This window comes from Pantoea sp. X-Soil-TKNS-1207 (assembly GCF_059730485.1).
Genome location: NZ_AP035958.1, coordinates 2,276,221 through 2,298,970, shown reverse-complemented (window position 1 = coordinate 2,298,970; position 22,750 = coordinate 2,276,221). Strand labels below are relative to the sequence as shown.

19 protein-coding genes are annotated in these 22,750 nt (G+C 57.9%); 7 read left to right on the top strand and 12 right to left on the bottom strand.

Features of this window, described 5'->3' with window-relative positions; all coding sequences use genetic code 11:
- The first annotated feature begins 3 nt into the window (after window positions 1–3).
- Window positions 4–204, top strand: coding sequence for a DUF2767 family protein (locus AC6I8V_RS10765; RefSeq protein ID WP_497842266.1), 201 nt, complete (start codon window positions 4–6; stop codon window positions 202–204).
- A 38-nt stretch (window positions 205–242) separates the two neighbouring features.
- On the opposite strand, the gene nifJ is transcribed toward AC6I8V_RS10765, so the two are convergent.
- Together nifJ and AC6I8V_RS10755 are read right to left on the bottom strand one after the other, a co-directional pair.
- Window positions 243–3,770, bottom strand: a complete 3,528-nt coding sequence (gene nifJ, locus AC6I8V_RS10760) for a pyruvate:ferredoxin (flavodoxin) oxidoreductase (protein ID WP_497842265.1) — start codon at window positions 3,768–3,770, stop codon at window positions 243–245.
- Window positions 3,771–3,909: 139 nt separating this feature from the next.
- Complete coding sequence (locus tag AC6I8V_RS10755; RefSeq protein WP_497842264.1) at window positions 3,910–4,566, bottom strand: MgtC/SapB family protein; 657 nt, start codon at window positions 4,564–4,566, stop codon at window positions 3,910–3,912.
- Window positions 4,567–4,756: 190 nt separating this feature from the next.
- Between AC6I8V_RS10755 and AC6I8V_RS10750 the strand changes: the two genes are divergently transcribed.
- Complete coding sequence (locus AC6I8V_RS10750) at window positions 4,757–5,029, top strand: putative hemolysin (protein ID WP_497842263.1); 273 nt, start codon at window positions 4,757–4,759, stop codon at window positions 5,027–5,029.
- A gap of 15 nt (window positions 5,030–5,044) precedes the next feature.
- Here AC6I8V_RS10750 and AC6I8V_RS10745 read toward each other — a convergent pair whose 3' ends face one another.
- On the bottom strand, window positions 5,045–6,037 hold the full coding sequence (locus AC6I8V_RS10745) for a 2-hydroxyacid dehydrogenase (RefSeq protein ID WP_497842262.1): 993 nt from the start codon (window positions 6,035–6,037) through the stop codon (window positions 5,045–5,047).
- Between the two features lie 163 nt (window positions 6,038–6,200).
- On the opposite strand from AC6I8V_RS10745, the gene AC6I8V_RS10740 reads away from it, so the two are divergent.
- From AC6I8V_RS10740 to AC6I8V_RS10730, 3 genes are read left to right on the top strand one after another with little or no spacing between them, the layout of a single operon-like run.
- Entirely contained in the window at window positions 6,201–8,822 is a 2,622-nt protein-coding gene (locus AC6I8V_RS10740) for a YdbH family protein (protein ID WP_497842261.1), read from the top strand.
- Window positions 8,819–9,007: a YnbE family lipoprotein gene (locus AC6I8V_RS10735; protein WP_008106429.1), complete on the top strand. Its 189-nt coding sequence runs from the start codon at window positions 8,819–8,821 to the stop codon at window positions 9,005–9,007. Before AC6I8V_RS10740 ends, AC6I8V_RS10735 begins: the two co-directional genes overlap by 4 nt.
- Before the next feature lie 11 nt (window positions 9,008–9,018).
- The gene (locus AC6I8V_RS10730; protein WP_497845816.1) at window positions 9,019–9,339 is read left to right on the top strand and encodes a YdbL family probable chaperone protein; all 321 of its coding nucleotides are present in this window, start codon (window positions 9,019–9,021) and stop codon (window positions 9,337–9,339) included.
- A 51-nt stretch (window positions 9,340–9,390) separates the two neighbouring features.
- On the opposite strand, the gene azoR is transcribed toward AC6I8V_RS10730, so the two are convergent.
- The gene (gene azoR, locus AC6I8V_RS10725; protein WP_497842260.1) at window positions 9,391–9,990 is read right to left on the bottom strand and encodes an FMN-dependent NADH-azoreductase; all 600 of its coding nucleotides are present in this window, start codon (window positions 9,988–9,990) and stop codon (window positions 9,391–9,393) included.
- A gap of 204 nt (window positions 9,991–10,194) precedes the next feature.
- Between azoR and hrpA the strand changes: the two genes are divergently transcribed.
- Window positions 10,195–14,091: an ATP-dependent RNA helicase HrpA gene (gene hrpA / locus AC6I8V_RS10720; protein ID WP_497842259.1), complete on the top strand. Its 3,897-nt coding sequence runs from the start codon at window positions 10,195–10,197 to the stop codon at window positions 14,089–14,091.
- Between the two features lie 60 nt (window positions 14,092–14,151).
- On the opposite strand, the gene AC6I8V_RS10715 is transcribed toward hrpA, so the two are convergent.
- From AC6I8V_RS10715 to rstA, 6 genes are all read right to left on the bottom strand, one after another.
- Window positions 14,152–14,961, bottom strand: a complete 810-nt coding sequence (locus tag AC6I8V_RS10715) for a trypsin-like serine peptidase (protein WP_497842258.1) — start codon at window positions 14,959–14,961, stop codon at window positions 14,152–14,154.
- 118 nt (window positions 14,962–15,079) lie between these two features.
- Window positions 15,080–15,160, bottom strand: a complete 81-nt coding sequence (gene ydgU, locus AC6I8V_RS10710; RefSeq protein ID WP_462982560.1) for a small membrane protein YdgU — start codon at window positions 15,158–15,160, stop codon at window positions 15,080–15,082.
- Between the two features lie 83 nt (window positions 15,161–15,243).
- Window positions 15,244–15,675, bottom strand: coding sequence for an acid resistance repetitive basic protein Asr (asr, locus tag AC6I8V_RS10705; RefSeq protein WP_497842257.1), 432 nt, complete (start codon window positions 15,673–15,675; stop codon window positions 15,244–15,246).
- 169 nt (window positions 15,676–15,844) lie between these two features.
- On the bottom strand, window positions 15,845–17,332 hold the full coding sequence (locus AC6I8V_RS10700) for a carboxypeptidase M32 (RefSeq protein ID WP_497842256.1): 1,488 nt from the start codon (window positions 17,330–17,332) through the stop codon (window positions 15,845–15,847).
- 14 nt (window positions 17,333–17,346) lie between these two features.
- Window positions 17,347–18,654, bottom strand: coding sequence for a two-component system sensor histidine kinase RstB (rstB, locus tag AC6I8V_RS10695; RefSeq protein WP_497842255.1), 1,308 nt, complete (start codon window positions 18,652–18,654; stop codon window positions 17,347–17,349).
- The gene (gene rstA, locus AC6I8V_RS10690) at window positions 18,651–19,376 is read right to left on the bottom strand and encodes a two-component system response regulator RstA (RefSeq protein WP_497842254.1); all 726 of its coding nucleotides are present in this window, start codon (window positions 19,374–19,376) and stop codon (window positions 18,651–18,653) included. The genes rstB and rstA overlap by 4 nt, the downstream gene beginning before the upstream one ends.
- Before the next feature lie 177 nt (window positions 19,377–19,553).
- Between rstA and AC6I8V_RS10685 the strand changes: the two genes are divergently transcribed.
- Entirely contained in the window at window positions 19,554–19,967 is a 414-nt protein-coding gene (locus AC6I8V_RS10685; protein WP_497842253.1) for a hypothetical protein, read from the top strand.
- Here AC6I8V_RS10685 and AC6I8V_RS10680 read toward each other — a convergent pair.
- Together AC6I8V_RS10680 and ydgH are read right to left on the bottom strand one after the other, a co-directional pair.
- Window positions 19,964–21,355 (bottom strand): amino acid permease, encoded by a 1,392-nt coding sequence (locus AC6I8V_RS10680; protein ID WP_497842252.1) that lies wholly within the window; start codon window positions 21,353–21,355, stop codon window positions 19,964–19,966. The two genes, AC6I8V_RS10685 and AC6I8V_RS10680, sit on opposite strands and share 4 nt — an antisense overlap.
- A gap of 207 nt (window positions 21,356–21,562) precedes the next feature.
- Window positions 21,563–22,516 carry a DUF1471 family protein YdgH gene (gene ydgH / locus AC6I8V_RS10675; RefSeq protein WP_497842251.1) on the bottom strand — a complete coding sequence of 318 codons (954 nt, stop codon included), beginning with the start codon at window positions 22,514–22,516 and terminating at the stop codon, window positions 21,563–21,565.
- Window positions 22,517–22,750: the final 234 nt, after the last annotated feature.

Genomic DNA, 22,750 nt, shown 5'->3' with positions numbered 1-22,750 from the left:
CAGATGCAAACGTACGACATGGTATTTGAAGAAGCGTGCCGGCTGGTGGGGCAATGTTATCTCGAGCTGGCACAGCGCGGCGTGACAACAGAAAAAGATGTACTGGCGACGGAGTTACAAAATCTGCAACTCCGCTACCGTGAGTTAACCGGATCACCCAACCGGGCGGTGGAGATGGCGATTACCCAACTCAAGCCCTGTTAATTTCAGGAAAGCCCGACCGTCGCGTCGGGCTTTTTGTATCACTCACTGTTCTCTGCTTTTCCTGCCAGTTCCGCCAGCCGCTGATAACGCTGCTGAGCCGCGTCGCTGGCATCCCGCCACAGCTGGGCGGCCGCTTCCGGTTGTTGGGTTTGTAACTGACGGAAGCGCTGCTCATTCATCAGCGCCTGTTCCAGCTCAGAGCTGGGCGGGCGCGAATCCAGCGATAACGCGGCTTTCCCCTGTTGCGTCCGACGCGGGTCAAAGCGATATAACGGCCAGAATCCGCTGGTGGTCAGCAGGCGCATCTGTTCATGGCTGTACGCCAGGTCATAACCGTGTTCCTCACAGGGGCTATAGGCGATGATCAATGATGGTCCTGGCCAGGCTTCCGCCTCCTGAATCGCCTTCACGGTTTGATTCAGCTGCGCGCCAAGGGAGATCTGCGCCACATAGACGTGCCCGTACAACAGGGTCGCCATGCCAAGATCTTTGCGCGCTTTGCGTTTACCCTGTTCACCAAATTTGGTTACCGCGCCGAGCGGCGTGGCTTTCGACGCCTGGCCGCCGGTATTGGAGTAGCACTGCGTATCCAGTACCAGCACATTGACGTTCTCACTCAGGCTCATCACATGATCCAGTCCGCCGTAACCGATGTCATACGCCCAGCCATCGCCGCCAATTAGCCACACCGATTTATCCACCAGCGCATCCGCCGCGGCGATCAGTGCCTGCGCGGTGGCAGCAGGCCGATCGTTGAGCAGGCTGCGCAGCTGCGCAATTTGCTCGCGGCGCAATGTTGGTGTGACATTGTCACTTTTAAGGTTTGCTACCAGCGTTTCCGGCAGCTGCGCAGCACACTGATCCAGCAGACGCCGCGCGCGCTGGCGTTGCTGATCCACACTCAGACGGAAGCCCAGGCCAAATTCGGCGTTATCTTCAAACAGCGAGTTGGCCCAGGCCGGGCCGCGCCTGTCGGCGTTGGTGGTATAAGGCGTGGAGGGCAGATTGCCGCCGTAAATGGAAGAACAACCGGTGGCGTTGGCGATTAACAGACGATCGCCGAACAGCTGGGTCAGCAGTTTGATATACGGGGTTTCGCCGCAGCCGGAACAGGCGCCGGAATATTCAAACAGCGGGGTGATCAGCTGCGACGTACGGATATCGATACGTTCCAGCTGTTCGGCCGTCAGTTCCGGCAGCGCCAGGAACGCGTCGTAATTGATTTTTTCCTCTTCAACGTGCTCCAGACGCGACATCATATTGATCGCCTTAATCTCCGGGTGCTGACGGTCGCTGGCCGGGCAGACCTCAACACACAGGTTACAGCCGGTGCAATCCTCGGGCGCGACCTGCAACACATATTTTTGCCCGCGCATATCCCGTGATTTTACATCCAGCGACATCAGGGACGCGGGCGCGCCGTCGAGCGCTGCCGGGTCTACCACTTTGGCACGGATGGCCGCATGGGGGCAGGCGGCAACGCAGTGATTGCACTGGGTGCAGAGGTCAGGCTGCCAGATGGGGATGGCTTCGGCGATATTGCGTTTTTCCCATTGCGTGGTGCCGGTCGGCCAGCTGCCATCCGGCGGCAGCGCGGAGACCGGCAGTTTGTCGCCCAGTCCGGCCAGCATCGCGGCGGTGACGGTTTTGACGAAATCGGGAGCGTTGTCGGCCACCACTGGCGGCCGGTGCGGACTGCGGATATCGACTGGCTGCAATGGCACCGCTTCCAGCGCCTGTTGCGCCATGGCCAGCGCCTGCCAGTTGCGCTGCACCAGTTCTTCGCCTTTGCTGCGGTAGCTGCGGGCAATGGCGTTTTGCAGCTCGGTCCGCGCGCTGTCGCCGGGGAGAATCTGCGTTAGCTGGAAAAAGGCCATCTGCATCACGGTATTGATGCGCGCGCCGAGCTGACACTCGCGGGCAATACGCGCCGCATTGATCACGTAAAACCGCGCCTGTTTGTCATTAAGCTGGGTCTGCACCTCCTGTGGCAGGCGGGACCAGACCTCATCGGCGGCATAAGGGGTGTTGAGCAGAAAAATCCCGCCGGGTTTCAGCTGGTCGAGCATCAAATATTTGTCGATAAATTGCAGCTGGTGGCAGCCAATAAAATCGGCCTGCTGGATCAGATACGCCGACTGGATGGGCTGCTGGCTGACGCGCAGATGTGAAACGGTCAGGCCGCCTGCCTTTTTCGAGTCATAGACAAAATAGCCCTGCACCTGCCACGGCGTGGCGTTGCCAATGATCTTCAGGTTATTTTTCGTGGCGCTGACGCTGCCATCGCTGCCGAGACCATAAAACAACGCCTCAAGATGCGCGCGATTCGGCACGATATTGGCTTCCGGCGGCAGCGACAGGTGGGTGACATCATCGTAAATGCCGACGGTAAATCGTGCCGGTGGCTGGGGGCGTTGCAGGGCGCGGAACACCGCCAGCACCGCGTCCGGGGCGAACTCTTTGGATGACAAACCGTAACGGCCGCCGCATACCCGCGGGAGCGTGCTGCGTTCACCGCGGCTAAAGGCTTCCGCCAGCGCCGTCATCACATCGAGAAACAGCGGTTCGCCGAGCGCGCCAGGCTCTTTAGTTCGATCCAGCACCGCGATGCGTTGCACCGATTCAGGCAGCACGCTCAACAGATGCGCCGCCGCAAACGGGCGATACAGGCGCACCTTGACCAGCCCGACTTTCTCCCCGCGTTGCAGCAGTTCATCAATCGCCTCTTCGGCCGTGCCGCAACCGGAACCCATCATCACAATCACCCGTTCCGCCTGCGGATGGCCGTAAAATTCAAATGGCCGGTAATGGCGGCCGGTCTGTTCGGCAAAGGCCTGCATGGCGGCTTCGACGTGTCCGGTACAGGCGTCATACCAGAGGTTGGTGGCTTCGCGTGACTGGAAAAAGGTATCCGGGTTGGCTGAGGTGCCACGTATGCTGGGATGATCCGGCGTCAGCGCACGGGCGCGATGTTCGGCAATCGCCTGTTCCGGCATCAGCGCCTGTAAGGTTTCGTCGTCGATCGGGACAATTTTGTTGATCTCGTGCGAGGTGCGGAAGCCATCAAAAAAATGAATAAAGGGGATACGGCTGTTAAGGGACGCCATCTGCGCAATCAGCGCGAAATCCTGTGCTTCCTGCACGCTGGAGGCGCACAGCAGCGCGCAACCGGTCTGACGCACCGCCATTACGTCGGAATGATCGCCGAAAATCGATAGCGCGTGGGTGGCGATGGTGCGCGCCGCCACATGCAGCACAAACGGCATCAGCTGCCCGGCCAGTTTGTACAGGGTGGGGATCATCAGCAGCAAACCCTGCGATGAGGTGAACGAGGTGGAGAGCGCGCCGGTCTGCAACGCGCCGTGCACGGTGGCGATGGCGCCGCCTTCGGACTGCATCTCCACCACGCGCGGCACGTCGCCCCAGATGTTATGGCGGCCTTCGCCGGACCAGCCATCGGCCAGCTCAGCCATGGTGGAACTTGGGGTGATGGGGTAAATGGCGATAACTTCGCTGGTGCGGAAGGCGACAGAAGCCACTGCACCGTTGCCGTCGACGGTAATCATAAATCGTCCTTTGCTACGCTGAGAATGCCCGTAAAATTGCCGGGGTTAATCATTTCAGTCTAGCAAAGCGGCCCGTCATGACTTTCTCATCCGTGTGCTGACGGCAGGCGAAGGCACCGCAATCTAAGGTTGTTGCTTTTTACACCATCTCCAGCGACTGAACGCCCTTGATTTCCATTACTTTTTCATAAAGGGAATGCCCCGGCGCCTTGCGTGACAATGTCACTTCTACGCTCAGTTCACACAGGCCATTTTCGCTGTCGCGGTTGACTACCGCGATATGGCCGTAGCGGATACCTTCACGTTGCAGCACCAGCAACACCAGCGGCACGCTTTTCGGTTTGAGATGCACCATCAGGGTGTGATGACGGCCAATCAGCAGGTGGCTGATACGGCGGAAGGTCTCCAGCACCAGCAGCGCCAGCACCGTGCCATAAATACCGATTTCATACATGCCGCTACCGATGACCAGGCCAATGGCGGCGGTGACCCATAAGCCAGCCGCGGTGGTCAGCCCTTTAACGATCTGCTTCTGAATAATGATGGTACCGGCGCCGAGGAAGCCCATGCCGCTCACCACCTGCGCCGCAATACGGCTGGGATCGAGCGCCACATGGTCGCTGTTCAGCATGTCGGCAAAGCCATATTTCGACACCAGCATAAACATCGCGCTACCGATACCCACCAGGATGTGGGTGCGTAGTCCGGCCTCCTTGGCGCGCATCTGGCGTTCCAGCCCAATCAGGCCGCCGAGAATGCCCGCCAGTGCGATGCGAATTAACATATCCGTCAACATCGAGTCCCTCCTCAGGTGGTTCAAATGCTGCCACTTTCCGACGCTAAGTGGCGAAAAAGCTGCAATCAGGATAATTCTGGTTGCAAAGCGTGAAAGAAAATTTTGTAAAAAGCTGTGTCGCCTCTCGACCCCTTGCTGCGCCTGACATATGCTGGTTCGAATTTTCCCCCAACCGCCCGGAGCCTGATCGATGAAAGCCGCTTCCTTCCTGCTGGCCGGTGCTGCGCTGTTACTTTCTGCCTGCAGCAGCAATAGTGATAACGAACCCCCGCAACAGGCGACTGCTGCACATATTCAGCCGCAGGTGGTGATGTCGTCCATGGCTGAGAGCAATTGCGCCAATGCCGGTGGCACGCTGGCGTTTTCACGCCAGTTAGATGGCTCGCGTATCGGCATGTGTCAGCTGGCTAATGGTCGTCGCTGTGACGAGCAGGCGCTGATGGGTGGACGTTGCGCCCGCTAAGGCAGGCGCAGAGAGTCAGGCGTTAACCTGGTTGGCACAGGGTTCGCCACGCGCCAGCTGGCTAAGGTTATTCAGCGTGGTTTCTGAGATTGCCGTCAGCGCTTCTGCCGTCAGGAAGGCCTGATGGCCGGTAAACAGCACGTTATGGCAGGCTGACAGACGACGGAACACGTCATCCTGAATTACATCATTCGATTTATCTTCAAAGAACAGATCGCGTTCGTTTTCATAGACATCCATACCCAGAGAACCGATTTTCTGCTGTTTCAGCGCCTCAATCGCCGCCTGTGAATCAATCAATCCGCCACGGCTGGTGTTGACGATCATCACGCCATCTTTCATCTGACTAAACGCCTGTGCATTCAGCATATGGTGGTTTTCCGGCGTCAGCGGGCAGTGCAGGGTGATCACATCCGCCTCGGCAAACAAGGTTTTCAGATCGACATATTCCGCACCCAGCTCCAGCGCCTGAGCGCTCGGATAGGGATCAAACGCCAGCAGCCGCATCCCAAACCCTTTCAGAATTCGCATGGCTGCCACGCCAATCTTACCGGTGCCGACCACACCGGCGGTTTTGTTATGCATATTGAAACCGGTTAACCCATCCAGCGAGAAGTTGGCATCGCGGGTGCGCTGATACGCGCGATGGATGCGGCGATTGAGCGTCATCATCAGGCCAACCGCGTGCTCCGCTACCGCTTCCGGCGAATAGGCCGGGACGCGTACCACCTGCAAACCGAGCGCGGCCGCTGCCTCAAGGTCGACGTTATTGAATCCGGCACAGCGCAGCGCGATATATTTCACCCCCAGCGCTGCCAGCTCCTCCAGCACCGCCTTGCTGCCATCATCATTGACAAAAATACACACCGCATCACATCCAACGGCGGTCTTGGCCGTGGCTTCCGTCAGCAGAAAGTCAAAGAACTCCAGTTCAAAACCGTAGCTGGCGTTGACGTGCTCAAGGTATTTCCTGTCGTAATGCTTGGTGCTGTAAACCGCAACTTTCATCGTTTCGCTCCTGAAAAATGGTCTGTCGGTATCCTCACAGGATAACGTTTTCTGCGTTCCTTTGCTGCCGGAGTCAGACCTTTATCCTAATATCTTCATTTACCTGGCGTAACATGCCATCATCTTTGTCAGGATTATGTAAAGGACAGGAAAGTGAGCTGCCATGACGCGGAGCCTTCGTCGAACACTTGCTGCGCTGCTGGCGCTGATACTGCTGCTGCTGGGATTGATGCTGACGCTGACGCAATGGCTGCCGCGACTGGCAGGTATCTGGTTGCCGGAAAATACCCGCGTGGAACTGAATGGCGCGCCGCGCTGGCAACATGGCGGCATCAGCTTTCCTCAGGTGCGTTATCTGGCGGGCGATTGTGAACTCGCCAGCGTCAGCGACGCCAGCCTTGGCTGGCATCAGCAGCGCTGGCAGCTGTACGCGAAGCAGGTTCAGCTCAACAGCGACTGTCTGCAATCGCTGCCGCAAAGCAGCGCCCCCAGCGCGGCTCCGCGCAGCCTCGCGGAGTGGCAGGCGCTGCTGCCGGGCGCGGATATCCATCTCGATCAACTGATTCTGTTGCCGTGGCAGCAATATGCCGGTCAGTTTGACCTCACCCTCGATAAAGACGCGCAGCACCTGCGTTATCAGGGCGATAACCTCAACCTCGATGCCCGTTTGCAGGGGCAGCAGTTGCAGGTCGCCCGACTGCAACTGACCCATCCGCTGCTGCCCAAACCGCTCGAACTGCATGGCGACCTGACCCTGCCGACCTTCGCCGATGGCCTGCCGGTGGCGGGCGCGCTCAGCGGCGATGTCAATCTGGCGCAGTGGCCGCAGCCGCTCAACGTGGTTCTGAACTGGCAGCAACAGCAGGGTACGGTAACGGTGCGTCAGCAGGGTGACGAGCAGCCCTTGCTGCAACTGCCGTGGCAGGTTGATGATCACCAGATTCGCATTCGCCAGGGGCAATGGCGCTGGCCGCTGGCGGGGCAGCCGTTGTCCGGTGGCCTGGCCTTAACCCTGAGCGACTGGCAGCAGGGGCTGGATCATACCCAAATTGAAGGGCGATTTAATCTGCTGACCCAGGGACGCGGCGGTAAAGGCAACCTGGTGCTGAGCATCGGGCCGGGCAGGCTGAGCCTCAGCGACAGCGCGCTGCCGCTCCAGCTCACCGGCGAGAGCAAATTTGCCGATCTGCAATTATTTGGCGCGATCCCTGGCCTGCTGCACGGCATGTTGACCGATCCGCAACTGACGCTGCGACCCGGCGCGTTGCTGCGCTTGCGTGGACGTCTGTTGTCAACGCTGGAGGTGGACGAAGCGCGCTGGCCGCTGGCCGGGGTCACGCTCGGCACCGCCGGGATTAACGGGCGTTTACAGGCGATCCTGCAAGCGCACGATCCGAGCTTTGGTCGCTTCGCGCTGCATCTGGATGGGCGCGCCAGCAACTTCTGGCCGGACAGCGGCCGCTGGAACTGGCGCTACTGGGGCGACGGGCGCATGGAACCTCTCAACGCCAAATGGGATGTCAGAGGCACCGGCAGCTGGCATGACACCCTGATCAGCCTGGATACGCTGGATACCGGTTTCGACCAGCTGGCCTATGGCATGGTGCAGGTCAGCCAACCGCGTCTGACCCTCACCGCCCCGGTGCGCTGGCAGCGTGATGCCGCACATCGGGCGTTCGCTGGCGGTTTTTCCCTCAAATCAGGCCAGACGCAGTTCAGCTACGGTGGCTGGCTGCCGCCGTCGCAGCTCGATTTCGATGCCAAAGGCCGCGATCCGAGCCAGTTTGTCTGGCGCGGGCAGCTGAAGGCGGAAGATATCGGTCCGCTGCGAGTGAACGGGCGCTGGGATGGCACACGCCTGCGCGGTGAGGCCTGGTGGCCCGCACAATCTCTCGCCGTCTTTCAGCCGTTGCTGAGCAGCGATCTGAAAATGCGCATTCAATCCGGCGAACTGCGCGCCCAGGTGGCATTCTCCGCCGCCAGCGGCCAGGGTTTTGAAGCGGGCGGCCACTGGACGGTAAAAAACGGCAGCGTATGGATGCCGGATAGCGAAATCAACGGCGTCGATTTCTCGCTGCCGTTCCGCCTGAAGGATCATCAATGGCAGCTGGGGCGGCGCGGGCCGGTGACGCTGCGCATCGCCGAGGTGAAAAACCAGTTTGCCTTGCAGAACATCACCGCCGATTTGCAGGGCCATTATCCGTGGCAGGCGCATCAGCCGCTGACGCTGAGCAACGTCAACCTCGACCTGCTGGGCGGCCATGTCAGTATGCCGCTGCTGAGCCTGCCGCAGCACGACCCGGCGCGTATTTCGCTGCGCGCCATCGATCTCAGCCGCCTGGTGACCGCCATCAAACCGAAACAGTTTGCTATGTCGGGTAAGGTCAACGGCGAACTGCCGCTGTGGGTCAACAATCCGCGCTGGCTGATCGAGAAGGGCTGGATTGCCAACAGCGGCCCACTGACCTTCCGTATGGATAAAGATATGGCTGACGCCATTACCAGCAACAATTTTGCAGCCGGTGCGGCGATGGACTGGCTGCGTTATATGGAGATCTCCCGCTCCTGGGCGACGCTCGATCTGGATAACTTCGGCAACCTGACGTTGCAGTCGCAGGTCACAGGCACCAGCCAGTTCAGCAATCGGCGGCAAACTATCAACCTCAACTACCGTCATCAGGAAAATCTATTCCAGCTGTGGCGCAGCCTGCGCTTTGGCGATAATTTGCAATCCTGGGTGGAGCAAAACGCCACCCTGCCATCCAAAAAGGATCCCCAACCATGAGCCTCAGGGCATTACTGGTGCTGGCAGCCTGGCTGCCGCTAATTGGCTGCGTGCCGCGTATTGAAGTGGCGGCGCCAAAAGAGCCGATCACCATCAATATGAACGTGAAAATTGAGCATGAAATCCACATCAAGGTCGATAAAGATGTGGAAGCCCTGCTGAAAAATCAGAGCGGTTTGTTTTGAGGAGCAGCATGATGAAACGCAAAGGGCTGGCGCTGCTGCTGGCGTTATTACTGGCGCCGTCGGCCTGGGCGCTGACGCTGGATCAGGCGCGGCAGCAGGGACGCGTAGGGGAAACGCTGAGCGGGTACATTGCGGCGCGTCAGCAGGACAGCGAGACCCTGGCGCTGGTGAAACGCATCAACGACGGACGTACGCAGCAATATCAGCGCGTGGCGCAGCAGAATAATTTAACCACCGCGGAAGTGGCGCGTATCGCCGGGGAGAAGCTGGTTGATCGCGCAGGCAGCGGGGAATTTGTGCGCGGCATTAACGGCCAGTGGTTGCAAAAATAGCGGGCAAAAAAAAGCCGGGCGCTCAGGCCCGGCTAATGACACAGTCAATACTTATGCAGCAACAATCTGTTTGATCGCGTCTTTGGCATCGTTTGCCGCTTTGGTCGCGACTTCCGGACCGTAAGCCACACCTTCTGCGAATACGAAGTTCACATCAGTGATGCCGATGAAGCCGAGGAACAGCTTAACGTACGGGGTCAGCAGGTCAGTCGGGGTATCTTTATGGATACCGCCACGGCTGGACAGGATCACAGCGCGTTTGCCAGTGACCAGACCTTCCGGGCCTGATTCGGTGTAACGGAAAGTGACGCCGGCACGGGCAATCAGGTCGAAGTAGTTTTTCAGCTGCGTCGGGATGTTGAAGTTGTACATCGGCGCGGCAATCACCACCACGTCATGCGCCTGCAGTTCAGCAATCAGCGCGTCTGACAGCGCCAGCGCTTCCTGCTGACGCGGAGACAGCGGGGCGTCAGACGGACGCAGCGCGCCAACCAGTTCACCGTCCAGAACCGGGATCGGCTCAGCGGCCAGGTCACGAACGGTGATCGCATCACCTTTTTCGCGCGCCTGCTCAACATAGAAATCAGCCAGTTGATTGGACTGTGAATAACCGGCGAGGATGCTGGACTTCAGGACTAATACTTTGCTCATGGTGTTTTCCTGTCTGTTTACGCGGAAGGCTTACCGCTCAATGCGTTACACTCTACGGAGATTCAGAGCCGGGTAAAAGCGCAATATTTCGAGAGCTATGTTCGAATTTATTGAATAAGGCCGCACGCACGGTCAGGGCGGCAGGGGCAAAATATGCTATGATGCCGCCCATTAATTCGTTGAATCCGCCGGTAATTCATCACTATGTCATCATCTGTTACCTCACCTTTGGCCCCTCTCTGGACGCGACTCGATAATCTGATGTTGCGCGATCGCCAGCGTTTGCAGCGGCGACTCCAGGGGGCGAGCAAAGTGAAAAATCCCGCCGCGCAACAAGGTATCGTGGCTGAACTGGAGCCAGAATTTGCGACGGCGGAGCAGCGTGTGGCTATGCGCCGGGCCGCCACGCCGCGTATTACTTACCCGGAAAATTTACCGGTCAGCCAGAAGCAGCAGGCGATTGCTGAGGCGATCCGCGATCACCAGGTCGTGATCGTCGCCGGTGAAACCGGGTCGGGTAAAACCACCCAGTTGCCGAAGATCTGTCTGGCGCTGGGGCGCGGCGTTAAAGGGTTGATTGGTCATACTCAGCCACGCCGTCTGGCGGCGCGTACCGTCGCCAACCGTATCGCCGAGGAGCTGGAAACCTCGCTCGGCGGCTGCATTGGTTACAAGGTGCGCTTCAACGATCAGGTCAGTGAAACCACCCAGGTGAAGCTGATGACCGACGGTATTCTGCTGGCGGAAATCCAGCAGGATCGCCTGCTGTTGCAGTACGACACCATCATCATTGATGAAGCGCACGAGCGCAGCCTGAATATCGATTTCCTGCTTGGCTATCTGCGTGAGCTGCTGCCGCGCCGCCCGGATTTAAAGGTCATCATCACCTCCGCAACCATCGACCCGCAGCGCTTCTCGCGCCACTTTAATAACGCGCCGGTGATTGAAGTGTCTGGCCGGACCTATCCGGTGGAGGTGCGTTACCGGCCGATTGTCGAAGACGCTGAGGATACCGATCGCGATCAGTTGCAGGCGATTTTTGATGCGGTGGATGAGCTGGGGCAGGAAAGCCGCAGCGATATCCTGATTTTTATGAGCGGTGAACGCGAGATCCGTGATACCGCCGATGCGCTGATGAAGCGCGATCTGCCGCACACCGAAATCCTGCCGCTGTATGCGCGCCTGTCGAATGCCGAGCAGAACCGCGTGTTCCAGTCCCACAGCGGACGGCGCATCGTGCTGGCCACCAACGTGGCAGAAACCTCGCTGACCGTGCCGGGCATCAAATACGTCATCGACCCCGGCACCGCGCGTATCAGTCGCTACAGCTACCGCACCAAGGTGCAGCGTCTGCCGATTGAGCCGGTGTCGCAGGCCTCCGCCAACCAGCGTAAAGGGCGCTGCGGCCGCGTCTCGGAAGGTATCTGTATCCGCCTGTACTCGGAAGACGATTTCCTTAGTCGCCCGGCGTTTACCGATCCGGAAATTCTGCGCACCAACCTGGCGTCGGTGATTTTGCAGATGACCGCGCTCGGCCTCGGCGATATCGGCGCGTTCCCGTTTGTTGAAGCGCCGGACAAGCGCAACATTCAGGATGGCGTGCGGCTGCTGGAGGAACTCGGGGCGATCACCGTCAACGAGGATGGACATTACAAACTGACGCCGTCGGGGCGTCAGCTGGCGTTGCTGCCGGTCGATCCCCGCCTGGCGCGCATGGTGCTGGCGGCACAGAACCTCGGTTGCGTTCGCGAAGCGATGATTATCACCGCGGCGCTGTCGATTCAGGATCCGCGTGAGCGTCCGGTGGAGAAACAGCAGGCATCGGATGAGAAACATCGGCGCTTTGCCGATAAAGAGTCCGATTTCCTCAGCTTCGTTAACCTGTGGAATTATTTGCAGGAGCAGCAACAGGCGCTGTCCGGCAACCAGTTCCGCCGTCAGTGTAAAAGCGATTACCTTAACTATCTGCGCGTGCGTGAATGGCAGGATATCTACGCACAGCTGCGTCAGGTGGTGCGTGAACTGGGGATGCCGGTCAACAGCGAACCGGCGCCGTATCGCGAGGTGCACTGCGCGTTGCTGAGCGGATTGTTATCGCATATCGGTCAGAAAGATGCCGAGAAGCAGGAATTCACCGGCGCGCGCAATGCGCGTTTCTCCATCTTCCCCGGCTCCGGGCTGTTTAAGAAGCCGCCAAAGTGGACCATGGTGGCCGAACTGGTGGAAACCAGCCGCCTGTGGGGACGCATTGCTGCGCGCATCGATCCCGAGTGGATCGAACCGCTGGCGCAGCATCTGCTGAAGCGCAGCTATAGCGAGCCGCACTGGGAAAAAGCGCAGGGCGCGGTGATGGCGACCGAGAAAGTGACGCTGTACGGGCTGCCGATTGTGCAGGCGCGTAAGGTCAACTACAGCACCATCGATGCGCCGCTTAGCCGCGAGCTGTTTATTCGCCACGCGCTGGTGGAAGGTGACTGGCAAACCCGTCACGCTTTTTTCCGCAATAACCTGAAGCTGCGCAGCGAAGTGGAAGATCTGGAGCACAAGTCGCGTCGTCGTGACATCCTGGTGGATGATGAAACGCTGTTTGCCTTCTACGATCGCCGTATCGGCAGCGAGGTGGTGTCGGCACGGCATTTTGACAGCTGGTGGAAGCAGGCCAGCAAAGAGAATCCCGATCTGCTGAGTTTTGATAAGCAGATGCTGATAAAGGATGACGCGGAGAAGGTCAGCCAGCTCGATTACCCGAATTTCTGGCATCAGGGCAATCTGAAGCTGAAACTGAGTTATCAGTTTGAACCCGGCGCGGATGCGGATGGCGTAACGGTGCATATCCCGCTGCCGTTGCTGAACCAGGTTGAGGAGGGCGGATTCGAATGGCAAATTCCGGGCGTGCGCCGTGAGCTGGTGATTGCGCTGATCAAGTCGTTACCGAAACCGGTGCGCCGCAATCTGGTACCCGCGCCGAACTATGCCGAGGCCTTTCTTGGCCGCGTGACGGCGCTGGAGTTGCCGCTACTCGACGCGCTGGAGCGCGAATTCCGCCGCATGACCGGTGTCACCATCGATCGCGATGCCTGGCAGTGGGATCAGGTGCCCGATCACCTGAAAATGACGTTCCGCGTGGTTGATGAACACAACCGCAAGTTGCAGGAAGGCAAGGATCTGCACCAGCTGAAGCAGGCGCTGAAGGGCAAAGTGCAGGAAACCCTGTCGAAAGTGGCCGATGACGGGCTGGAGCAGAGCGGGCTGCATATCTGGAGCTTTGGCGATTTACCGCAAAGCTACGAGCAGAAGCGTGGCAGTTATCAGGTTAAAGCCTGGCCTGCGCTGGTGGATGAGAAGGACAGCGTCGCCATTCGCCTGTTCGACAGCGAGCAGGAGCAGCAGAAGATGATGTGGCGCGGTCAGCGGCGTTTGCTGCTGCTGAACATTCCTTCGCCAATCAAATATCTGCATGAAAAGCTGCCGAATAAAGCCAAGCTGGGTCTCTATTTCAACCCGTATGGCAAGGTGCTGGAACTGATTGATGACTGCATCGCCTGCGGTGTCGATAAGCTGATGAGCGAAGCGGGCGGTCCGGCGTGGCAGCAGGCGAACTTTGAGCAGCTGCGCGACAAGGTGCGTGCCGAGCTGAACGAGACGGTGGTGACTATTGCGAAGCAGGTGGAGCAGATCCTGACCTGCGTGTTCAATATCAACAAGCGGCTGAAAGGCCGCGTCGATATGACGCTGGCGCTGGCATTGTCGGATATCAAAAATCAGATGAGCGGGCTGGTGTATCGCGGTTTCGTCACCGGCAACGGCTGGCAGCGCCTCGCGGATACTCTGCGTTATTTGCAGGGCATTGAACGTCGTCTGGAAAAACTGCCGGTGGACCCGCACAGCGACCGGGCGCGGATGCTGAAAGTTCAGGCGGTGGAGCAGGCGTGGCAGACCTGGCGTAACAAGCTGCCGCCACAGCGTCAGGACGATGCGGAGGTGCTGGCTATTCGCTGGATGCTGGAAGAGTTGCGGATTAGCTACTTTGCTCAGCAGCTGGGCACGCCTTATCCGATTTCGGATAAACGCATTTTGCAGACGATAGAACAGATCAGTTAATCGTGCGTTGTCGTCGTAACGGCGCGATAGTTCGCGCCGTTACGCGGATGTGCAGCGGGCTTACTGCGCCAGTTCTTCCAGCTTATCGCGGAACGAGGTGACCGCGATGGCGCGGTTATCGGCACGGTAACGATCCGCTGGCGCGGGGGCGGAGCTTTGGACGGCAATCAGCTGCCAGCCATCACCTTTCTGCAACAGCAACGGGGAACCACTGTCGCCTGGCAGGGTATCGCATTGATGCGACAGTACCGCGCGCTGTGCCCAGCCGGTAATCAGGCAATCGCTGTGCGAATAGAGCGTGTCCAGATGGTCTGCCGGGTAACCGGCCTGCGTCACTTTACGTCCTGCGACTTTCAGCGCATCGGTTAAATCGCCGCGCGAGCCGTCAAACAGCGGAATAGGCGTAATGCCTGACGGTGGATTGTGCAGAATAATCAGACCGTAATCATAGGGTGCCGCGTCAGGCGGGACAATCCAGCCTTCACCATCCGCCTTCAGCTTACGTGCCAGCGACGGTTCTACGCGCGCATCAATATCATGAATTTCATAGCGCCAGCCTTTGTTGCCCGCCATAAAACGCAGCGCAACCGGCTTATCGAACTTGCCCGGCGGGGCCAGCAAACAGTGACCGGCGGTTAACGCCAGATGTGCGGAAATCAGCGTCGCGGTGCAGAGATTGCCGCTCCGGGTCTCCAGCTGACCAATAGCATCCCAGGGCGCAGCGCTGACATCGCTGATCGCTTTACGGTGATCCTTGCCAAAGAATAACGTCTTGATCTCATCAGGGCTTGGCCCTTCATCATCATCATCGGCATGTGCTGCGAGGTTAAAGCTGAAAAAACCAACAAATAACAGGATAGCCAGGCGCATAGTTCTCTCAATGGCGAGAATAAGAAGAGGTTATTGTCATCACGCTTGAGCGATAACTATAGTCGGTGAGCGGTAAAAAAGGGAGAAAATATTGGGATTAATCAGCACGCTACAACGACTAAATAAAAAAGCTGGCTGCGACAATGCCGCACAGGATCACCACAATCAGAATGATTTCGAAGCGATAGCGACGCACCATATTCCGCTACTCCAGTAAACAAACACCCGGCATAACCGGGTGTTTTCAATCATTAATGCAAGGTCGGGCGCGCGGAGGCAACCTTATTTAGCAGCTTTGGCCGCTTTTTTGTGGTGCTTTTTAGCAGCCTGAGCTTTCTGAGCAGGTTTGGTTACTTTTTTGTGGTGCTTTTTAGCAGCCTGGGCTTTCTGTGCAGCCGGTTTGGTTGCTTTTTTGTGGTGCTTTTTAGCAGCCTGGGCTTTCTGTGCAGCCGGTTTGGTTGCTTTTTTGTGGTGCTTTTTAGCAGCCTGAGCTTTCTGCGCAGCCGGGGCTTTCTTAGCTACTTTTTTGTGCTTCTTAGCAGCCTGAGCTTTCTGAGCTGCGGCTTTCTTGTGTTTGTGAACGGTAGCTTTGTGTTTTACCGGTGCAGCGGTAGTGGTAGCAGCGGCAGCCGGAGCAGCAGTGGTTTCAGCTGCGAAAGCGACAGAAGACAGACCCATAGCAGCGGCGATCACCAGTGCAAATAATTTTTTCATTGCAAATTCCTCGAACTATTTTTTCATGTGTAGCCCACTGCGGGGCCGGTGAAAAGACTATATGTAATTGTTCGGGGACTTTCCGTGAGGCATTGGTATCGGCGTGTAACGGATTGTACAAAGGAAGGTAAAGGAAGAGAAAAGGCGGCCTGACAGGCCGCCGCGCAGTTTACTCAGCCAGGTAACGCTGTTCAAGGTGCTGGCGAAAATAGTGCGGATTTAAGGTTTCTCCGGTGGCGTTCACCAGTAATTGCTGGGTCGGAAAGCGGCTGCCGTGCTGCCAGATATTCTGTTGCAGCCAGTCAAACACCGGTTGCAGCTCGCCCTGAAGAATCAGTTCGCTGACCTGCGGCAATGCGCGCTTCACCGCCTGGAACAGCTGAGCGGCATACATCGCCCCCAGCGTGTACGTCGGGAAATAACCAAAGGCACCGTCTGTCCAGTGGATATCCTGCATACAGCCATCGCGGTAGTTGCCGCGCGTATCGATGCCGAGCGACTGCTGCATCTTCTCATCCCACAATGCCGGAATGTCATCGACCTCAATGTCGCCCTCAATCAGCGCACGTTCGATCTCGTAACGCAAAATGACATGGGCCGGATAGCTCAGCTCGTCGGCGTCGACGCGGATCAAGCCCGGCTTCACGCGCTGCGTCAGACGAATAAAGTTATCGCTGGCCAGCGCAGGCTGATCGCCCATCAGCGCCACTACCTGCGGCTGAATGTGCTGGAGGAATTCACGGCTGCGGCCGAGCTGCATCTCCATAAACAGGCTTTGCGACTCGTGCATCGCGGTGGATCGCGCGAGCGCCACCGGCTGGCCGCGCCACTGCTGGGGCAGATTCTGCTCATAGCGGGCATGGCCGGTTTCGTGGATCACCCCCATCATCGCGCTGAGAAATTCGTTCTCGTTGTAACGGGTAGTGATGCGCACATCTTCCGGTACGCCGCCGCAGAAAGGATGCGCGCTGACGTCGAGACGGCCATGATTGAAATCGAAGCCCAGCGTCGCCATCAGGCTCTGGCCCAGCTGCTTCTGCGATTCGATAGCGAAGGGGCCAACCGGCGTGGTTAGCGCAACCTTTTGTTGTTTCGCCACCACTTTTTGCAGCAGTTCCGGCAGCCAGCTTTTCAGATCGCCAAAGGTCTGGTCGAGCTGCGCGCTGGTCATCCCCGGTTCGAACACATCAAGCAGCGCATCGTAGCGCGAAACGCCCAGCGCGTCGGCGCGCAGTTGCGCTTCCTCGCGACTCAGCTTTACCACCTCTTTCAGGTTGGCGGAGAAACCCTGCCAGTCATTCGCCGGACGCTGCTGACGCCAGGCGTGTTCGCAGCGGGAACCCGCCAGCGATTTGGCCTCAACCAGCGAGGCGGGCAGCAGGGTGGCCTGCTGCCAGGCACGGCGCATCTCTTTCAGGTTTGCCTGCTCAACATCGTTCAGCGATTCCTGCTGCACCGCGTCAAACAGCCCGCCGAGGCGTTGATCGGTCAGCAGTTCGTGCATAAACACCCTCAGTTCGGCCATCGCTTCACCACGGGCGCGGCTGCCGCCAGCGGGCATGGTGGTTTGCATATCCACACCGGCAATGGCGCCTAAATGGCCGAAGCGCGACAGGCGCAGAAAAGTGCGGCTAAGTTCCTGATAAGCTGAGGACACGTTATAACTCCTTGTTAGGTCAAGCGTGACGGGATTTCCCGCAAGGGTAAATCAACCGGCCAGCAAAAGCGAACGCTGGCGCCGCCCAGCGGGCTGCTCTCGATGGTGACGTTGCCCTGCAACGCCAGAGCGATGGAGTGGACGATCGCCAGGCCGAGGCCACAGCCGCCAGTGGCGCGATCGCGGCTGGGATCGAGACGCACAAAGGGTTCAAACACCCGTTCACGCTCCTCCTGCGGGATGCCCGGACCGTCATCTTCCACCTGTAAACAACCGACGCTGCCATCAAACCACAGGCTGACGCGCAAGCGCTGCTGCGCGTAACGCAACGCGTTATTGACCAGATTATCCAGTACGCGCTCCATCAGGCGGGTATCGGCCACGCCGTAGTTTTCACGCTGCGGAATGTCCAGCTCGATCTGCGCCTGCGGGTTTATCGCCTGCGCGTCTTCAATATGCAGACGCAGCCATTCGGCCAGATCAAAGGATTTCAGGTTGAGGTCGACACGCGGGCGGTCGAGGCGCGCATAGGTCAGCAACTCCTCAATTAAGCTTTCCAGCTGGCCAACATCACGCTTCAGCGCCGCTGATTCCGCCTCGCTCAGGTTGTCGCTCATCTCCAGCCGGTAGCGCAGACGCACCAGCGGCGTGCGTAATTCGTGGGCAATGCCATCAATCAACTGTTTCTTGCTGGCGACCAGCGTATTGATGTTATCCGCCATCTGGTTGAAAGCGACGCCGAGGCGGAACAGGCTGGAGGTGCTGTCAAAATGGGTACGCACATCCAGTTCGCCCCGGCCAAAGCGCTGTGCGGCTTTTTCCAGCCTTAACATCTCTTTCCAGTGGGGGCGCATCCAGATAAACACCGGCAACGCCAGCGACATCCCGATAAAGGCCAGCAGCGCAATATCCAGCAAACGCATCTGATGCAGATAAAACAGATAAGGAATCGGTCCCACCGACAACACATAATGGCTGCGCGGGATATGTTGCAGGAAGGTGTATTGATCGTCGAGCGCCACGATTTCACCGGCGCGCAGCCGCTTCATATCGGCTTCATCCAGTTCGTATTTGCTCATCGGCTCGATATGCAGATTAAATGACAAATCGAGGTCGAGGCTGCGGATGGTTTTGTTCCAGTCGCGCGGCGGGATCTCGCGCAACTCGCTGCGCATCAGAAACAGCGAACTGGCCATCAAATCGTTCATCGACTGGCGTCCGGCGCGTTCGGCGGTGAATTTGTACACCAGCCCCACCAGTAAGGTCATTACCAGAAAGCAGACGAACAACAGCAAATAGAACTGGATAAAGAGCTTTCTCATGCGGAACGGGTATCCCAGGCCTGCGGCGCGAACAGGTAGCCTTTATTACGGATGGTTTTGATGCGGAATGGCTCGGTGGCGCTGTCGTACAATTTTTTACGCAGGCGCGAAATCGCCACATCAATGCTGCGGTCCATGCCGTCGTAGCTGACGCCGCGCAGAGTCTGTAGCAGGGCGTCACGGTTGAGGATCTGGCCGGCGTGATTGGCCAGTTCCCACAGCAGATCGAAATCCGCCGTCGACAGGGTGATGTTTTCTTCAAACAGCGTCACCTGACGATTGAGCGCATCGATGGTCAGCGAGCCGAAACGCAACACTTTCTGCGAGCTTTGCACCGCCGGGGTCACTTCAGGCTGACCGATGTGCGCCTGGCGTAAATGCAGACGCAGGCGGGCCAGCAGAACGGCGGGTGGGGTGGTTTTAAGGATATAGTCGTTGGCACCCATTTCCAGCGCCAGGATGTGGTTCATATCGCTGTCGAGTGAGGTCAGCAGCACAATCGGCCCCTGCCAGCTGGAGCGTAAATCGCGGCATAATGTCATGCCATCCTTGCCGGGCAGCATGATATCCAGCATTACCAAATCGGGATCGGCAGCCTCAATGGTGGCTTCGGCACGATCGCCGCGCGTTTCGACAATCACCTCAATGTCATGACGTCCGAGATAGGCGGCGATCAGTTCACCGACTTCCGGCTCATCTTCCACATATACTATTTTGTTCATAATCCACTGTGACTGGTGAGTATGGACAGCAGCATAGCTTTTTCGCGCCTTTAGCTCTATGGCACAGCACGAAATATCCTTTGCTCACTGGTATACGAACCGTTAAATGTGCCATTATTACCGTCGCGTAGTCGCGCAAGGTTCGGAACCGTAATGAAAAACAGGAGGAGTGCGAGGGTGTCTGATAAAGAGCTGGCTTCAGCCGGATACAGTGACCGCATCTGCTTCAATTACAGTGATTTCCTTTCCGCCTCGTGTAAAAAACGCTGGAGTTTTGTTGATGCGATTTATGGTGTGATGCCTATCTTCGGCATGGTGACCCGTAAATCAACGCACAGTCTACAGGCGAGCGACGATCACCTGAAAGAATTAGCATTACAAATCATTTCAACTCAGGTCAGTGATGAGATCAACATTGCACGCCTGATCACCCTTGCGGAACAGCAGCACATCAGCCGTTTTGATATCCAGTTACCTTATCCATTGTCGGATGAGCAACTTGACGCTATTCATCAGGAATACCGTAAGCCGCTCAACCTGACACAGCAGGATGACCTGCTGTGTGTCTCCATTCCCGGCCAGCCGCACTAATTCGTTAGCTGCCACACTGCGGGCAGTGACGCCGCCAGTAAAAATACGATAGCGATACGTTCCAGCTGTGACAGCGTCTTGCTGGCACGGCCGTCACGCCGCGCATATAAAAACAGCAGCACGCCCGGCGCGTAGAGCACCACCGACAGCAGCAAATGCAGCGGGCCGGAGGCGTACAGCAACCAGATGCCATACAGGCTGGCGCCGACGCCGGTCAGCATCGCCAGCGGTTTTTGCTGTCCGCGCACCACTTTGATCAGATACAGACCCACCAGCAAATAGGGGACGAGGATCATCTCGGAGGCGATGGTGAGCAGGGTATTGTAATCCGCGCCGGTCACGGCGATCAGAATCAGACACACCTGCACGCTGCCGTTGGTCAGCCACAGCGATGCCGCCGGGGAGTTATGGCGGTTCTGACGCGCAATGCTGCGCGGAAAAGCCCCTTGCTGAGCGGCGAGGAACGGGACTTCGGCAGCCATAATGGTCCAGCTGAGATAGGCGCCGCACACCGAAATGATCAACCCGACCGCAATCACCGCATCACCCCAGTGGCCGATCAGATGTTTCATCAGCCCGGCCATGGAGGGATTGCGCATCTGCGCCAGCTCCGCGCGTGGCACCACGCCAATCGACAGCAACGTCACCAGCAAATACACCAGCAGCGCAGCCAGCACCGCCAGCAGGGTGGCGCGTCCGACATCTTTCTTATGGCGCGCCCGCGCCGAGACCACCACCGCGCCTTCAACCCCGATAAACACCCACAGGGTGATCAGCATGGTCTGCTTCACCTGCTGCCAGAGCGGCTGGCCGAGAGAAACGCCGCTAAAATCGAGGCGGAAGCGATCGAAGTTGAACGCCATCACGGCCAGCACCACAAACAGCAGCAGCGGCACCAGCTTGCCCAGGGTGGCGAGCAGATTGATGCTGGCGGCGGTTTGCACCCCACGCAGCACCAGCGCATGTACCAGCCATAGGAGCACCGACGCGCCAAGCATTGCCTGCCAGGTATTACCGTCGCCAAACACCACATGGTCCGGCGTATCGGTAAAAAAGCTCAGCGCGGAAAACACAATCACCAGGTAGGACACATTGGCGATCACCGCGCACAGCCAGTAACCCCAGGCCGAGCAGAACCCCATCAGCTCACCAAAACCAGCGCGCGCATAGGTAAAGATGCCGCCGTCCAGCTCGGGTTTCAGGCGCGTCAGCAGCAGCATCGCCAGCGAAAGAAACAGAATCCCGACACCGGTGATTAACCAGCCGATCAGCAACGCGGCCGGACCCGCCACGGCGGCCATATTTTGCGGCAGGCTGAATACCCCTGCGCCGAGCATTGAGCTGAGCACCAGCGCGGTGAGCGCGCTAAGACCTAATTTTTTATCCAAAACGCCTTTCCTGAGCAGCATACTATGCTGGGTGGTGGTTATTCCGCTGGATATTAACGCGACAAACTGCCGGTTTAAAAACGGAATGCCCTGAAAATCAGGCGGCAGATTTTACGGAGTGCGGGGAGGGAAGGCAATGAATGATGATGCAGAGATGGTCAGCATTTATGCAAACAGCAGGGCGACGGGCGCCGCCCTGCCGGAATGTTACTTGAACAGGTCCGCAGTGACGGTCAGGTTGCCGCCGCTCTGGTTCTGCCACTGGCGGGTGACGTGATAATACTTCGCCCCTTTATCCGCCGCGCGTTTCGCCACTTCTTCGGAGATCTCAGTCGGAGACCCGAAGTGGCCGGTGAAGGTGACGGTGTCAAACGGCTGCATCTGCGCTGCCGTGATGGCATTCACTTCCTGGATTTTGGTGCCGTTTGCCAGGGTGACGGTATAACGCTGGCCGGTCGAGCTTTGCGTTTCGAAGAAACGGCCCACTTTGGTGCTTGGGGTTTCTGAAGACGCAACGCCTGGGATCTCGACGTTTTTCGCCGCTGCGCCACCGGCGGCCAGCGCCGCTTTACCGGCTTCTGAATCAGCAGGGATGGTGTTCGGACTTTGCACCACACGCGCTTTGGCATCCGCTTTATACACGTAAGCCGTTACGTACTGGTTGCCGCCATTGTTGGCATCAATCTGGCGCACAATAAAGAAGGAGGCTGCGCCTTTCTCTTTGGCGGCTTTGGAAATAGCGTCGTTGACATCCGGCTGGCTGGAAAAGAAGCCGCTGACGGAAACGGTATCGAACGGCTCCAGACGGTAGGCTTCCGCTTTCGGCAGTGCCTTCACGCCATTGTAGGTGAGGTATTCCGTCTCTTTTGATGCGGCTGGCGCATCAGCATGGTACAGGTCAGCCGTGACACGCCAGTTGCCGCTGTTGCCGGTGGCGTCGTTGATACCCTGAATATAGAAAGAGGCAGCGCCCAGTTCATCTGCACGCTTAGAGACGGCGTCAGCAGCATCGCCAATCGCGTTGAAACGGCCGGTGATATTAATACGTTGGAATGGCTTCAACGCGGCCGCTTTTTCCGGCGTCAGTTCCTGCGCGGCAAACGCATTGGCTGCCAGCAGTGATAACAAGGTGGACGCCAGAATGGTGTTCTTCAGCTTCATAAAATGGATCCTTCGCCTTACGCAAAATGAGTACGAAAACGTGCTGGACTCTTGATGTATAACAGATTAGCCGCTGATTATTGCATGTAATAATCGGCCTGTCTCAGCCAATTTATGCGACACAGATTGACAATCAAACCGAATTATTCATCTGACTGTCATCAGCATCTGCTATGGCCTTTTTTTGTGCAGTTTACCAGTTAATCTGGTAACACTTATAAGCATAATAGTTAA

Bases quoted from the DNA above. Each gene is read 5' to 3' on its own strand.
- AC6I8V_RS10765 (WP_497842266.1), top strand. From the start codon at position 4: ATGCAAACGTACGACATGGTATTTGAAGAAGCGTGCCGGCTGGTGGGG.
- nifJ (WP_497842265.1), bottom strand. From the start codon at position 3,770: ATGATTACCGTCGACGGCAACGGTGCAGTGGCTTCTGTCGCCTTCCGC.
- AC6I8V_RS10755 (WP_497842264.1), bottom strand. From the start codon at position 4,566: ATGTTGACGGATATGTTAATTCGCATCGCACTGGCGGGCATTCTCGGC.
- AC6I8V_RS10750 (WP_497842263.1), top strand. From the start codon at position 4,757: ATGAAAGCCGCTTCCTTCCTGCTGGCCGGTGCTGCGCTGTTACTTTCT.
- AC6I8V_RS10745 (WP_497842262.1), bottom strand. From the start codon at position 6,037: ATGAAAGTTGCGGTTTACAGCACCAAGCATTACGACAGGAAATACCTT.
- AC6I8V_RS10740 (WP_497842261.1), top strand. From the start codon at position 6,201: ATGACGCGGAGCCTTCGTCGAACACTTGCTGCGCTGCTGGCGCTGATA.
- AC6I8V_RS10735 (WP_008106429.1), top strand. From the start codon at position 8,819: ATGAGCCTCAGGGCATTACTGGTGCTGGCAGCCTGGCTGCCGCTAATT.
- AC6I8V_RS10730 (WP_497845816.1), top strand. From the start codon at position 9,019: ATGAAACGCAAAGGGCTGGCGCTGCTGCTGGCGTTATTACTGGCGCCG.
- azoR (WP_497842260.1), bottom strand. From the start codon at position 9,990: ATGAGCAAAGTATTAGTCCTGAAGTCCAGCATCCTCGCCGGTTATTCA.
- hrpA (WP_497842259.1), top strand. From the start codon at position 10,195: ATGTCATCATCTGTTACCTCACCTTTGGCCCCTCTCTGGACGCGACTC.
- AC6I8V_RS10715 (WP_497842258.1), bottom strand. From the start codon at position 14,961: ATGCGCCTGGCTATCCTGTTATTTGTTGGTTTTTTCAGCTTTAACCTC.
- ydgU (WP_462982560.1), bottom strand. From the start codon at position 15,160: ATGGTGCGTCGCTATCGCTTCGAAATCATTCTGATTGTGGTGATCCTG.
- asr (WP_497842257.1), bottom strand. From the start codon at position 15,675: ATGAAAAAATTATTTGCACTGGTGATCGCCGCTGCTATGGGTCTGTCT.
- rstB (WP_497842255.1), bottom strand. From the start codon at position 18,654: ATGAGAAAGCTCTTTATCCAGTTCTATTTGCTGTTGTTCGTCTGCTTT.
- rstA (WP_497842254.1), bottom strand. From the start codon at position 19,376: ATGAACAAAATAGTATATGTGGAAGATGAGCCGGAAGTCGGTGAACTG.
- ydgH (WP_497842251.1), bottom strand. From the start codon at position 22,516: ATGAAGCTGAAGAACACCATTCTGGCGTCCACCTTGTTATCACTGCTG.